We start from the raw sequence: 13,778 nt of genomic DNA, 5'->3' as shown, positions 1-13,778 counted from the left end.
TAAATCAGAGGAGCAAGCTCCTCATCATTCGCTCGACTTGCATGTATTAGGCACGCCGCCAGCGTTCATCCTGAGCCAGGATCAAACTCTCCATAAAAGTGTTTGACTTGCTCTTGTTTTAATACTGACGGAATTAATTTAATTCCTTACCTATTTCTTTTGTTCAGTTTTCAAAGAACTTGTTTGCGTCACGTGTTTCAGCGACTTTAATAATATACCACGCTAAACCGTTAGAGTCAATAACTTTCTGTAACTTTTTTAAAAGTTCTTGTTATTAACTTTTCGTGCTGCATGCTGCTGTTAAGACAGCTTGATTAGTCTATCATGGATAGCCGTTCGTTTCAATACTAAAATGAAAAAAGCTTCTATCCTAAGATAAAAGCTCTTCTATAAACAAATCATTTCTTGTTTTTAAGGCAATGATTTCCTTATTCGATTCTAATTTAATCATTGGGCGAGTAGGATAGTCGTTCTCTATAAAGACGATTTCACCAATTTCATGGTTGGTTAACTTAACACGGCTTCCTACGGAAAAGACAGATAGACCTGATAATAAAGCACGAATGACTTGATGATCAAATTTCCCAAATTGATCTTTCATCATCATTTCTAATACTTTAAAGGGAGATTGTTTGCTCCTGTATGGCCGTTCAGCTGTCATCGCTAAGTAAACATCAGCTACTGCAAGTATTTTACTAAAAGGATGGAGTTTACTTCCTTGAACTTTTAGTGGATACCCTGATCCATCTTCACGCTCATGATGCTGCAGCACTCCAAGCAGAACTCCTTCCTTAATAGATGGTATCTTTTTTAGCATATTATAGCCATGGATTGTATGTTGTTTGATCTCATCAAATTCCGCGGGTGATAAAGCGCCGCTTTTTTTCAATAGTGTAGGTTGAACTTTTGCCATTCCACAATCTGATAACACACCTGCTAATCCTAATTGAATACAGTCTCCGCTCGAATAATTTAGTTTTTTTGCTAGAAAAGTACTTAAGATTCCTACGGATACTGCGTGATGGTAAATATAATCTGAACTTGTGGCGTAGTGGTGCAATAATAACATCTCTCTAGGGAAATTTGTTCCTTCTTCAAGTACATGGAGAACGGTTTGTCTTACCTCTAACATATCCACTGAACTTCCAGACTGCCAATTCGTAAACAACTGCTTATACTTTCTTACCGTTTGTAGATACATACTAGGAAATGAACGATTTTCTTCTTTTTTTCTATGTAAAGATGGTGTCTTTTCCTCATCAATAGAAGGTGCTTGGTTCACAACACTTTCATCCTTCTTAATCATAGAGTGAATCTTATGGCCTGACTCGTTAATAATATCTATCTCATCTATATTAAAACGAGTAAGTACTCGGAGATGCTCTGTATTTAATACCGTGTTTTTATTAACGATTGGCTGATTGGTCATCGAAAATATGTCCTGAGTCACCATTTGACCAACCTTAGCCTGACTCGTTTTAACTTTCATACACATGCTCCTTTTATCCGAAAATTCTTAATTTCATTGTACATATAAAAAAGAGGAAAATGTATACTCATTTTCCTCTTTTAAGATATTATTCGTTATTTTCTTCTGTTTCTTCTTGTTTCTCTGGTTCAGAAACCGGTACTTCATTTTCATTCGGTATCGGTTCACCATTTTCGTCTAATAATACTTCATCCGTTTCTTCTTCGCGTTCAACAACGGCTACTGTAGCAACATGGTTGCTGTCATTCATAGTCATTAATTTTACACCTTGCGTGTTACGGCCCATCGTGGAAATACCAGAAATGTTCATACGGATTATGATACCTTTTGCAGTAATAATCATTAGATCTTCTTCATCCGTAACGGTTTTCAATGTTACAACCGGTCCGTTCTTTTCCGTGATGTTAACCGTTTTGATTCCTTTACCACCACGAGACTGTAAACGATATTCGCTCATCGGTGTACGCTTTCCATACCCTTTTGTCGTAACAATCAGAATGTCCTGGGTTTCATCCAATACTTCCATTCCCACGACTGCATCGTCTTCACTAAGGTTAATAGCTTTTACACCAGTAGCTGTTCTACCCATGGATCTAACGTCGGTTTCTTGATATCGGATGGACATACCTTGTTTCGTTCCAACGATAATATCCTTCGTTCCGTCTGTTAAACGGACACCCATCAACTCATCTTCATCACGTAGATTGATTGCGAAAAGTCCGCCTTTACGAATATTGCTGTATGCAGATAATGGAGAACGTTTTGTAATTCCTTGTCTCGTCATGAAATTAAGGAAGATTTCATCATTCTCCATATCTTCAACAGGAATCACAGCTGAGATTGTCTCACCTTGTTCAATCTGTAATAAGTTGATGATCGGAATTCCTTTTGCTGTTCTTCCGTACTCAGGAATTTCGTAGCCTTTTAGTCGGTATGCTTTTCCTTTATTTGTGAAGAACAAAATGTAATTATGACTGTTCGTAGTAAATAGTTGCTCTACAAAGTCGTCACCGCTCGTACCCATCCCTTGTATCCCTTTTCCGCCACGTCTTTGTGAACGATAAGTAGATATTGGAAGGCGCTTAATATAACCTTTGTTTGTTAATGTAATAACGATATTCGTACGAGGAATTAAATCTTCATCTTCTATGCTGTTAAAGCCTACAGAAATAATCGTACGTCTAGGATTATCGTATTTTTCTTTGATTTCAATGAGCTCAGTACGGATGATTTCAAGAATCTTCTCTTCATCTGCTAAGATTGCTTTTAATTCCGTAATAATAGCCACAAGATCATTATATTCGTTCTCAATCTTGTCTCGTTCAAGTCCGGTTAACCGCTGTAAACGCATATCAAGAATCGCTTGTGCCTGATCGTGACTTAACTTAAAGTTTTCCATCAAGCCTTCACGAGCAACATCAGTAGTGCGTGATGCTCGGATCAAGCTGATTACTTGATCTAAATGATCAAGTGCTATACGCAGACCTTCTAAGATATGTGCTCGCGCTTCCGCTTTCTTTAGATCAAATTCTGTTCGACGGCGAATGATAACTTGCTGATGCTTCAAATAATGATACAAGCATTCTTTTATGTTCAGTACTTTTGGCTGACCATCAACGAGTGCCAGCATGTTAATACCGAAACTTGTTTGAAGTGCTGTTTGCTTATAAAGGTTATTTAAAATGACATTAGCATTTGCATCGCGGCGGACTTCCATTACGATACGCATACCGTTACGGTCTGACTCATCACGAAGATCGGTAATGCCTTCGATCTTTTTATCTCTGACAAGCTCAGCGATCTTTTCAATCAGTCTCGCTTTGTTTACTTGATAAGGAAGCTCTGTAACGATAATGGCCGCTTTACCACTCGGCATTTCCTCAATCTCGGCTTTGGCACGGATAATGATCGAGCCTCTGCCATTTGTGTAGGCTTTCCGAATTCCTTCACGCCCTAAAATTTCTCCGGCTGTTGGAAAATCAGGCCCTGGAATAATCTCCATTAATTCAGGGATGGTAATGTCTGGGTTTTCACTGACAGCTAAAACTCCATCGATCACTTCACCGAGGTGATGCGGCGGAATATTAGTTGCCATACCAACTGCGATACCTGCTGCACCATTGACAAGTAAGTTTGGAAAACGTGCAGGAAGGACAACTGGTTCTCTTTCAGATCCATCATAGTTGTCTTTATAACCAATCGTATCTTTGTTGATATCTCGAACCATTTCCATGGCAATTTTAGACATACGGGCTTCTGTGTAACGCATTGCTGCCGCAGCATCGCCGTCGACTGAACCGAAGTTCCCATGTCCATCTATGAGCATATGTCGGAAGTTAAAATCCTGTGCCATACGAACCATCGTGTCGTAAACCGCTGAATCACCATGCGGATGATATTTACCGATTACTTCACCAACGATACGGGCAGACTTTTTATAGGCTTTATCTGCCGTCATCCCTAAGTCGTTCATCGCATAAAGAATACGTCGGTGAACCGGTTTTAATCCGTCACGTACATCTGGCAGTGCACGGCTGACAATAACACTCATCGCGTAATCCATGAATGATGCGCGCATTTCCGTACTAATGTTTATTTCTTTAATCCGGGAACGTTCCATTTCAGACATTCGTTTTACCTCCATAACCTCTTGAAAAACACAGGCTTTTTAAAAGCCATTTAAACAAAATCAGTAAACGAGCCGATTCCGTTTTTCTTTTGTCCAACTTCATCGGCTAAAAGCTCGAGGTTGCAACTGTTTCCTCGTTCAACACAAAAGTCGTGTTCACACTCGAAAACTTTTGCACTTGTCGCTTTTAAACGAGCCGATTCCGTTTTTCTATTTAGATATCTAAATTCTTCACATACTGCGCATTCTCTTGAATGAAATCACGGCGTGGTTCTACTTTATCACCCATTAAAATCTCAAACGTTTCATCTGCTGCCATTGCATCCTTCATTTCTACCTGAAGCAATGTACGTGTTTCAGGATCCATCGTTGTCTCCCATAACTGCGTAGGGTTCATCTCTCCAAGACCCTTATAACGCTGCAGCTGCGGCTTCGGAATTTGAGGAAGCTCTGCTAATAATTTTTCAAGTTCTTTGTCGTTATAAGCATATTCTATACGCTTTCCTTGCTGTACTTTATAAAGTGGCGGCTGTGCGATATAGATGTAACCATGCTCAATGATCGGACGCATATACCGGTAAAAGAAAGTGAGAAGCAGGGTACGAATATGCGCTCCATCAACGTCGGCATCGGTCATAATAATGATTTTATGGTAACGTGCTTTTGTAATATCGAATTCATCGCCTATACCAGTGCCTAGTGCGGTAATGATGGCACGAACTTCGTTATTTGATAGAATCTTTTCCAGTCTTGCCTTCTCAACGTTTATGATTTTACCTCTAAGCGGTAATATCGCTTGGAAGTGACGATCACGGCCTTGTTTTGCAGATCCACCGGCAGAGTCACCCTCAACCACATAAATTTCAGAGATGCTTGCGTCCTTTGAAGAACAATCGGCAAGTTTTCCTGGTAAAGAAGAAACCTCCAAAGCACTCTTGCGGCGTGTGAGCTCACGTGCTTTTTTAGCAGCGACACGTGCGCGCAATGCCATCATTCCTTTTTCAAGGATTGACTTTGCAACGACAGGATTCTCCATCATGAATGAAGAGAACGTTTCAGCGAAGATGGATTCTGTAATCTGTCTTGCTTCAGAGTTTCCAAGCTTTGTTTTCGTCTGTCCCTCAAACTGAGGATCAGGATGCTTGATCGAAATGATCGCTGTTAATCCTTCACGTACATCCTCACCTGTCAGGTTAGTGTCATTATCCTTGAACAAGTTATTCTTACGTCCATAATCGTTAATAACACGAGTAAGAGCTGTTTTAAAACCGGATTCGTGAGTTCCACCTTCATGAGTGTTGATGTTGTTGGCAAACGAATAGATATTGCTCGCGTAGCTATCGTTGTATTGGAACGCGATTTCTACTGAAATTCCATCTTTTTCACCTTCAACGAAAATGGGTTCTTCATGTAGCACTTCACGTGTGCGGTTAATATGTTCAACATATGATTTAATACCGCCTTCATAATGGTATTCCTTCTCAACTGGTTCTTCACCGCGCTTATCTTCTGCAATAATGCGCAAACCGCGATTTAGATACGCCAATTCTCGAATACGATTAGAAAGGGTTGGAAAGTCATATTCTAATGATTCTGTAAAAATTTCAGGATCTGGCTTAAAGTGCGTACGCGTACCCGTTTTGTCTGTTTCTCCAATCACTTTTAGATCAGCAGTTGGTACCCCACGCTCATACTTTTGGTAATGAAGTTTGCCATCACGTGATACCGTAACTTCAAGGCTGGTGGAAAGAGCATTAACTACTGATGCACCTACACCGTGCAGACCTCCAGAAACTTTATATCCGCCTCCACCAAATTTTCCTCCGGCGTGGAGCACAGTCATGATAACTTCGAGGGCAGGTCTTCCCATTTTTTCATGCATCCCTACAGGAATACCTCGTCCGTTATCTTCAACTGTGATGCTGTTGTCTTCTTCAATCGTAATACGGATTGTGTCACAATACCCTGCTAAAGCTTCATCAATGGAATTATCCACGATTTCCCATACAAGATGGTGCAATCCTCTTACATTTGTCGCACCAATATACATCCCAGGACGTTTACGGACGGCTTCAAGACCCTCAAGTACCTGGATATTACTCTCATCATATTGTTGTTCTAACTGTTGTTCAGTCGTCAATTCGTTCACCTTCATTCCGGTTTAGAAACGCTTTATTTATAAAACCTTTATTTTATATTCCAGCCATTTTCAAGTTCGAGGCGATCAGTGGCTCTCTTTTTTAACGTAGAAGCGGATAGGGGGGATAAGTAGATCGTCTTGTCAGTAATAATAACGGATTTTGCTGCATTCCCGCTTAAATCGGTCAATGTTTGATTCTTCTCATGCTTTTTAAGAAACTCCTTAGCTAATTCAGAAGTCTTTAATGCATTAATATCCAATATTGCTAGTACATCTTTAGAGTGAATCACTTCCTCATCACCTAAATGCAAAAGCAAATCCCTCACCTCACTTCAAACGTTCTATTGAGCCTGATTGAACTTGATATGTTGCGGCTTTATCCAGTGTTTCATGGTGAATACCTTCAACACTAGTCGTTGTAACAAAGGTTTGTACTTTCCCTTGGATGGTATTAAGCAGATGTGATTGCCTGAAATCATCTAATTCTGAAAGAACATCATCCAATAAAAGGACAGGATATTCTCCTACTTCAGAATGAATTAAATCGATTTCTGCCAATTTTAGCGAAAGAGCAGTCGTTCTTTGCTGGCCTTGCGATCCGAATGTTTGAACATCTTTTCCATTAACGGAAAATAACAAATCATCACGATGGGGACCAAATAAAGATGTTCCGCGTTCAATCTCTTTTTCTTTTATTTTACCAAATTTTAAATGAAACGCTTCTATCATTTTCGACAAGTCCTGATCATCACATACCTCTATTGCGGGTTTATAATGAATTTTTAAGTGTTCCAGTCCCCTAGATATTCCATGATGTATCGGTTCTGCCCAACTTTGAAGCTTGTCCATATATTTCATGCGTTTCATTGTGATCCTTGCTGCTTTATCTATGAGCTGTTCTGTTAAGATTTCAAGCATCGTCATGTTTTCAGTACTTTTATCGCGAAACATATTTCTTAATAAAGAATTGCGTTGAGACAGTATTTTTTGATAGACAGATAAGTCATTTAAATAAACTGGATTTACTTGACCGATTTCCATATCAATAAAACGACGACGCACCTGTGGACTGCCTTTTACTAAATTAAGATCCTCAGGTGCAAACATGACCACATTGAAATGCCCGACATAATCCGTTAAACGTCTTTGTTCAATGCGGCTGATTTTCGCTTTTTTTCCTTTTTGTGAGATGACGAGGCTCAAATCGAAAGAACTATTTCTTTTTTTGATGCTACCCTCTATTTTAGCATATTCTTCGTCCCAAGTTATCAACTCTTTATCTTTTGCTGTCCGATAAGATCTTGCCATGGCTAAAACATAGATCGATTCCATAACATTTGTTTTTCCTTGAGCGTTTTCGCCTAGAAAAACATTTACCTTATTTTCAAAACTTAGAGACTCTGAATGGTAGTTGCGGTAATTCCTCAGATGAAGCTGTTCAATATGCAAAGGGATTCCCCCTATTCCGTTGTTACCTGAAACTCCCCTATATCTGGAATGGACACGACATCACCCGCATATAGTTTTTTCCCTCGGCGTGTTTCATGTTCTCCGTTCACAAGAACTTCATGTTCTGCTAAATACCATTTTACCATGCCACCGGATTGTATGACATCGGTTGTTTTCAACAGTTGCTGCAGCGTAATAAATTCTGTCGTAATCTTCACATTTTCCATCAGTTTGCCTCCTATAGTAATCTCGTATTGTTTAGTTTCTCCAAAAAAAGGATCTCTTAAAAAGAAAAGAAAGCCACCGGTCATCCGGCAGCTTTATATTTTAATAAGTCCTAACAGGCAAAATCAGCTGGCGGATGCTGTCATCTTCAACGGGTTGAATAAGAAACGGCCGCATAGCTCCTGTGAATAAAATGCTGATCTCTGAGCTGTCCATTACCTTTAATGCTTCCATCACATATTTCGCATTAAAAGAAATCTTTAGCTCTTCTCCTTCAATTTCCTCTGCGATCATATGTTCAAACACTTTACCGATCTCAGGTGAGTTCGATGAAAGTTCAATGGTTTGATTGTCTAGCGTTGCAAGCTTTACAACATTGTTCCGTCCTTCTCTCGCTAAAAGTGATGCACGGTCAATCGCTTGTAAAAACTCTTTCGTCTTAACTACAAAAGTGGTTTTACTTTCGGCAGGTATCAACTTAGAAGTATCAGGGTAATTCCCGTCTAACAATCGTGAAAACAATAGAATGTTCTTCGCTTTAAAAAGAATCTGGTTGTTCGTTACAACAATCTGTACTTTTTCAGCATTTTCATCAAGAATTTTAGAAAGTTCATTCAAGCTTTTACCTGGAATGACCACGTTTTGAAACGAAAGCTCCTCACTTTGCGAATCGATCGGCATTTTACGTTGCGCTAATCGATGACTATCTGTTGCAATACAGTTTAATACACCATCCATTAATGTCCAGTTTACGCCTGTTAAGATAGGACGTGTTTCTGAGGCGGACACCGCAAAGACAGTTTGGCGAATCATCGTTCTAAGAAGATCGCTTTGAATCTCAAATACAAGATCTTCTTCAATCTGTGGTAAACGAGGGTATTCTTCAGGATCCAGTCCTAATAAGCTGAATTCAGATGCTCCAGAACGAAGAGTCGTTTCGAATCTTTCTCCAACTTCGATCTCCACGGTTTCATTCGGTAACTTTTTAACGATTTCGGAAAAATAACGAGCTGGTAAAACAACACTGCCTTCTTGTTTTACTTCAATATGTACAAGATCTCCTTCTTCAATTGGGATCAGTCTTTCGATGGAAATATCTGAATCACTTCCGGTTAAATGCACACCGTCATAGGTTACTTCCATTTTTATTCCGGTTAGAATCGGAATCGTCGTTCGAGATGATACAGCTTTCATGACATCTTGAACGGCTTCGATCAATTGGTTTAATTGAATCTTAACTTTCATTGTTTTTTGCCCCCTAGATATTAATTAAAATCTTTTAAAAAATAGTAGTAATAGTACTAGGCGCTGTGAATTTGTGGATAACCCATTTAAACAAAGATAGAACAGCCTATCCACATGTGGACAGACTGTGTATAAAGTAGTAGCAGTTATTCACAGTATTCAAGGTTATTATCTAGATCGATTTAAGCTGATCATGTATTTCCTGTACTTTTCTTTGCAGCACATGATCTGTGATAAGCAACGTTGAAATTTTTTCATGAGCATGAAGAACCGTGGTATGATCACGTCCTCCAAACTCCTCGCCGATTTTTGGAAGCGAATTGTCGGTTAACTCACGAGATAGATACATCGCGATCTGTCTTGGGAATGCAACGGACTTTGTTCTCTTCTTGGCAGTAAAATCTTCAAGCTTAATATTGTAATGTTTACCGACCACTTCTTGAATATGGTGTATCGTAAGTGTTCTTGGTTTAGCCGATGGAATAATATCACGAAGCGCTTCAGCAGCTAAATCCGCATTCATATCTTGATTAATTAAAGAGGAGTAAGCAACAACGCGTATAAGTGCACCTTCAAGTTCGCGGATATTCGTATCAATCTGATTTGCGATATAAAGCATTACTTCATTTGGAATATCAAGACCTTCTGCTTTTGCCTTTTTTCGTAAAATGGCAATCCTTGTTTCCAAGTCTGGTGGCGTGATATCAGTGATCAATCCCCATTCAAATCTTGAACGAAGTCTGTCCTCTAGTGTAGGAATCTCCTTTGGAGGCCGGTCACTTGAGATCACAATCTGTTTGCTTTCCTCATGAAGCGCATTAAATGTATGGAAAAATTCTTCTTGAGTCTGTTCTTTTCCTGCTAGAAATTGAATATCATCTATAAGAAGCACGTCCACACTTCGGAATTTATTGCGAAACTCAACCGTTTTGTTATCACGAATAGAGTTGATAAATTCATTAGTAAATTTCTCTGATGATAGATAAACAACTTTTGCGCCAGGGTTATGTTCGAGTACATAATGACCGATCGCATGCATTAAATGTGTTTTTCCTAACCCTACGCCCCCATATATGAACAACGGATTGTATGCTTTTGCCGGTGCCTCTGCAACAGCAAGTGATGCTGCATGAGCAAAACGATTTCCGGATCCGATAACAAACCGATCAAACGTATATTTTGGATTTAACATACTTTGAGAAACTTCTTCATGGGGTTCATTAGATGCTTTTGGGGCTTTCTTCAGGGATAGTTCGAGATCTAAGTCTAATTCTGTCTGATTTTGCGGAATGATGAACTTCACATCAAGTGCCGCACCCGTAACGTCCAGCAATGTTTCAGAAATAATGCCTGCATACCTTGATTCCAGCCAATCACGCGCAAATTCGTTCGGCGCTGTGACCACAAGCGTATCATTTTGTAATGCATGAGCTGTTGTTGATTTTAACCAGGTTTCAAAGCTGGGCTTACTGACTTTTGTTTCTATAGCAGCAAGTGCTTTGGACCATAGGTCGTTTATGTTTTCCAACCAATTTACCCCCCTTATCCTTTAAAGTCATCCTATTTCAGCAGTCGTTTCCCTTGTTGTTAAAGGTTTGTACATGCAGTGAATACCTATGAATAAAAATAAAAGTCCACATGATAAGTGAAATGATAATTAATATAGTAGATAATAGGATTATGAACAGTCCAGTGTGTGCTGTGGACAACCTTTTCAACCGATTTTAAAACCTGTCCACAAGTTTATCCACAACATGTGCATAACTTTAGAGACCGAATATATTATTAACGAGTTAAAACACAACAAGCATATCAAAAAAAAGCAAGCTTGGCAACGGGTTATTGTCACTTATCCACAACGCCCATACCTTGTGTAGAAAAGTTGTCCACAACACTAGATTTTGTGTAAAACATGTCGATAAATGGTGTGGATAATGAAAAATATGTCGAAAAAGCTGTCCACAGGAAGAAAAAATGAAAAAAGATAACAATCTTCGACATATGTAGAATGAGATGAAAAAGTTTGCTCAGATCAGTTAGATTTTATAAAAAGTGAAATCAACCTTGACAAATGAAGCGCCGAGTCTTTATACTTTATTAGACTGTCTTTTATAAGAGATATCCTCAGGGAGGTGTAATATACATGAAACCTACATTTCAACCGAACAACCGTAAGCGTAAGAAGGTACATGGTTTCCGTGCACGCATGGCTACTAAGAACGGACGTAAAGTTCTAGCTCGCCGTCGTCAAAAGGGAAGAAAAGTATTATCCGCATAGGCCACTGACATCAGTGGTCTTTTTTTTACTTTTAAAGACATATCCGCTCATTCCAGGGAAAAGTTCAAACAAAGATGTTTTACAATGAAGAATATTGACCGATACTGTGAAAGATCTAGCAAGATGTTGGAATGAGATTGCTTAAATTGATGGAGTGTTAAAGGAAATGAAGAAAGAGCAGCGCATCAAAAAAAATGAGGAATTTCAAGAAGTCTTCAAAAGAGGAAAATCAACGGCGAATCGCCAATTTGTAATATACAGTTTAAAAAAAGAAGACCAGCAGGTTTTTCGTATTGGGTTATCTGTTAGCAAAAAGGTAGGAAAAGCAGTAACGAGGAATCGGATTAAACGCTCTGTAAAAGAAATCTTTCACAAATACAGTGAACAGTTACAGACGGGCAGGGACTACGTCGTTATCGCAAGAATACCTACGGCAAATATGGATTATCACGAAATGGAAAAAAGTTTACTTCACGTATTAAACAGGGCTAATGTTTTAAAAAAGAGGGTGTAAGTAATGAGATCCTTTTTTATAGGAATCATTCGTTTCTATCAACGGTGGATTTCTCCTTTAACACCGCCTTCTTGCCGCTTTTATCCGACTTGTTCGCATTACGGTGTAGAAGCTTTCAGCCGCTTTGGAGTAATAAAAGGAACGTGGCTAACTTTGGTTAGAATTCTGAAATGCCATCCTTTTCATCCTGGAGGCGTTGACCTCGTGCCTGAAAAAAGAGACAATAAATAATTGAGACGAAGATTTACGATTTTAAGGAGGATAAGAGTGTGCGTAAGAAAATAGGTTTACTGATTGCCCTTTTCGCACTCATGGCTGTCCTATCAGGTTGTGGGACGATGGATCCTATCACAGAAGACAGCACGGGAATTTGGGACACATATTTTGTTTATCCATTATCATGGCTGGTTATTTATTTCGCTGATCTGACTGGTGAAAATTATGGACTTGCCATTATAATAGTAACGTTAATCATTCGAACAGCATTATTACCGTTGATGATTCAACAAACACGCAGTTCTAAAGCGATGCAGGCTATTCAGCCAGAAATTCAAAAATTACGTGAAAAGTATAAATCTAAAGATGCGAACACCCAGCAAAAATTGCAGCAGGAAACGATGGCTTTGTTTCAAAAGAATGGTGTAAATCCTTTAGCGGGATGTCTTCCTTTACTTATTCAAATGCCGATTCTTTTAGGTTTCTACCACGCAATTATGCGTACAGGTGAGATCGCAAATCACAATTTCCTTTGGTTCGATCTAGGAGATCCAGATCCTTACTTTATTTTACCGTTAGTTGCAGGTCTTACTACTTTCTTGCAGCAAAAAATTATGATGGGCGGAATGGATAACCCAAATCCGCAAATGAAAATGCTCTTATACATCATGCCAGTCATGATCGTCGTATTTGCGATTAATTTCCCAGCTGCATTATCCTTATATTGGGTGATCGGTAACATTTTCATGATTGTACAAACATATTTTATAACCACCCCAATGAAAAAGAATGAAAATCAAGTTGATGGGGGAGCTAAAAAGTGAAAAAGGTACAGGTAACAGGGAAAACGGTTGAAGAAGCAGTAGCAGCAGCCCTAGAACAACTTCAGACTTCAAAAGAACAAGTAGAAGTAAACATTCTTGAAGATTCCAAAAAGGGCTTTTTTGGTCTCGGCGGGAAACCGGCAGTTGTTGAAGTAACAGTGAAAGCTGATCCTGTAAAAACCGCAATCGAATACCTCCAAGATGTAACATCCAAGATGGGGGTACCCGTTACCATGACTCAGCGAAAGGAAAATGATCACCTTGTACTGGATTTATCCGGTGACAAAATTGCGATTTTAATTGGGAAACGCGGACAAACACTTAATGCGCTTCAACTTTTAACAAATATGGTTGCAAACTCAGATCCTGCAAATAAGCACGTGAGAATCGTACTTGATGCTGAAAATTATCGTACCAGAAGGCAGGAATCGCTTGAAAGACTTGCTGAGCACTCCGCTCAAAAAGTGTTCATCACGAAAAAGAGTTTTGCTCTAGAACCGATGCCTGCCAATGAACGTAAAGTTATTCACTTAACACTAAAAGAAAATCGAGATGTTGAGACAACGTCTGAAGGGGTAGAACCATTTCGTAAAGTGGTGATTCGTCCGACGTCTTCCAGCAAACGATAACAAAGCTTCAGAGGATATTCCTCTGGGGCTTTTTGTTTACTGTCGGAGCATAATAGGATACACTATTTTTTATTGTGGATATTTATGTCCTTTTTTTTACTAACCATTATCACAGTAACCAATTAAGGCCATACTAAATG

The 13,778-nt window shown here is 39.2% G+C and carries 13 protein-coding genes and 1 rRNA gene; 5 read left to right on the top strand and 9 right to left on the bottom strand.

What is annotated here, in order from left to right:
• The 9 genes from KUV80_RS12940 to dnaA all read right to left on the bottom strand — a co-directional run.
• Positions 1-97, bottom strand: a 16S ribosomal RNA gene (locus KUV80_RS12940); the annotation flags it as partial.
• A gap of 273 nt (positions 98-370) precedes the next feature.
• Complete coding sequence (locus tag KUV80_RS12935) at positions 371-1,489, bottom strand: HD-GYP domain-containing protein (RefSeq protein WP_222463110.1); 1,119 nt, start codon at positions 1,487-1,489, stop codon at positions 371-373.
• Between the two features lie 88 nt (positions 1,490-1,577).
• Positions 1,578-4,118, bottom strand: a complete 2,541-nt coding sequence (gene gyrA / locus KUV80_RS12930) for a DNA gyrase subunit A (RefSeq protein WP_222463109.1) — start codon at positions 4,116-4,118, stop codon at positions 1,578-1,580.
• A 214-nt stretch (positions 4,119-4,332) separates the two neighbouring features.
• Positions 4,333-6,273: a DNA topoisomerase (ATP-hydrolyzing) subunit B gene (gyrB, locus tag KUV80_RS12925; protein WP_222463108.1), complete on the bottom strand. Its 1,941-nt coding sequence runs from the start codon at positions 6,271-6,273 to the stop codon at positions 4,333-4,335.
• A gap of 32 nt (positions 6,274-6,305) precedes the next feature.
• Positions 6,306-6,575, bottom strand: coding sequence for an extracellular matrix regulator RemB (gene remB, locus KUV80_RS12920; protein WP_222463107.1), 270 nt, complete (start codon positions 6,573-6,575; stop codon positions 6,306-6,308).
• Between the two features lie 10 nt (positions 6,576-6,585).
• Positions 6,586-7,707 (bottom strand): DNA replication/repair protein RecF, encoded by a 1,122-nt coding sequence (recF, locus tag KUV80_RS12915; protein ID WP_222463106.1) that lies wholly within the window; start codon positions 7,705-7,707, stop codon positions 6,586-6,588.
• A gap of 11 nt (positions 7,708-7,718) precedes the next feature.
• Positions 7,719-7,934, bottom strand: a complete 216-nt coding sequence (gene yaaA, locus KUV80_RS12910; protein ID WP_276516652.1) for a S4 domain-containing protein YaaA — start codon at positions 7,932-7,934, stop codon at positions 7,719-7,721.
• Between the two features lie 100 nt (positions 7,935-8,034).
• Complete coding sequence (dnaN, locus tag KUV80_RS12905; protein ID WP_222463105.1) at positions 8,035-9,177, bottom strand: DNA polymerase III subunit beta; 1,143 nt, start codon at positions 9,175-9,177, stop codon at positions 8,035-8,037.
• A 172-nt stretch (positions 9,178-9,349) separates the two neighbouring features.
• Positions 9,350-10,705, bottom strand: coding sequence for a chromosomal replication initiator protein DnaA (gene dnaA, locus KUV80_RS12900; RefSeq protein ID WP_222463104.1), 1,356 nt, complete (start codon positions 10,703-10,705; stop codon positions 9,350-9,352).
• 615 nt (positions 10,706-11,320) lie between these two features.
• Between dnaA and rpmH the strand changes: the two genes are divergently transcribed.
• From rpmH to jag, 5 genes are all read left to right on the top strand, one after another.
• Positions 11,321-11,455: a 50S ribosomal protein L34 gene (gene rpmH / locus KUV80_RS12895; protein WP_007201576.1), complete on the top strand. Its 135-nt coding sequence runs from the start codon at positions 11,321-11,323 to the stop codon at positions 11,453-11,455.
• 166 nt (positions 11,456-11,621) lie between these two features.
• Positions 11,622-11,969, top strand: coding sequence for a ribonuclease P protein component (gene rnpA / locus KUV80_RS12890; RefSeq protein WP_222463103.1), 348 nt, complete (start codon positions 11,622-11,624; stop codon positions 11,967-11,969).
• Positions 11,970-11,972: 3 nt separating this feature from the next.
• The gene (gene yidD / locus KUV80_RS12885) at positions 11,973-12,200 is read left to right on the top strand and encodes a membrane protein insertion efficiency factor YidD (RefSeq protein WP_222463102.1); all 228 of its coding nucleotides are present in this window, start codon (positions 11,973-11,975) and stop codon (positions 12,198-12,200) included.
• 38 nt (positions 12,201-12,238) lie between these two features.
• Entirely contained in the window at positions 12,239-13,009 is a 771-nt protein-coding gene (gene spoIIIJ, locus KUV80_RS12880; RefSeq protein WP_222463101.1) for a YidC family membrane integrase SpoIIIJ, read from the top strand.
• Complete coding sequence (jag, locus tag KUV80_RS12875; RefSeq protein WP_222463100.1) at positions 13,006-13,638, top strand: RNA-binding cell elongation regulator Jag/EloR; 633 nt, start codon at positions 13,006-13,008, stop codon at positions 13,636-13,638. Before spoIIIJ ends, jag begins: the two co-directional genes overlap by 4 nt.
• Positions 13,639-13,778 lie beyond the last annotated feature (140 nt).

It is taken from the genome of Fictibacillus nanhaiensis (genome assembly GCF_019801215.1).
Classification (GTDB): Bacteria; Bacillota; Bacilli; order Bacillales; family Fictibacillaceae; genus Fictibacillus; species Fictibacillus nanhaiensis_C.
This window is presented reverse-complemented; position numbering and strand designations above follow the sequence as displayed.

Excerpts from the sequence above, each read along its gene's own strand:
- yaaA (WP_276516652.1), bottom strand. The coding sequence starts at position 7,934 with ATGGAAAATGTGAAGATTACGACAGAATTTATTACGCTGCAGCAACTG.
- rpmH (WP_007201576.1), top strand. The coding sequence starts at position 11,321 with ATGAAACCTACATTTCAACCGAACAACCGTAAGCGTAAGAAGGTACAT.
- gyrA (WP_222463109.1), bottom strand. The coding sequence starts at position 4,118 with ATGTCTGAAATGGAACGTTCCCGGATTAAAGAAATAAACATTAGTACG.
- rnpA (WP_222463103.1), top strand. The coding sequence starts at position 11,622 with ATGAAGAAAGAGCAGCGCATCAAAAAAAATGAGGAATTTCAAGAAGTC.
- dnaN (WP_222463105.1), bottom strand. The coding sequence starts at position 9,177 with ATGAAAGTTAAGATTCAATTAAACCAATTGATCGAAGCCGTTCAAGAT.
- yidD (WP_222463102.1), top strand. The coding sequence starts at position 11,973 with ATGAGATCCTTTTTTATAGGAATCATTCGTTTCTATCAACGGTGGATT.
- gyrB (WP_222463108.1), bottom strand. The coding sequence starts at position 6,273 with ATGAAGGTGAACGAATTGACGACTGAACAACAGTTAGAACAACAATAT.
- KUV80_RS12935 (WP_222463110.1), bottom strand. The coding sequence starts at position 1,489 with ATGAAAGTTAAAACGAGTCAGGCTAAGGTTGGTCAAATGGTGACTCAG.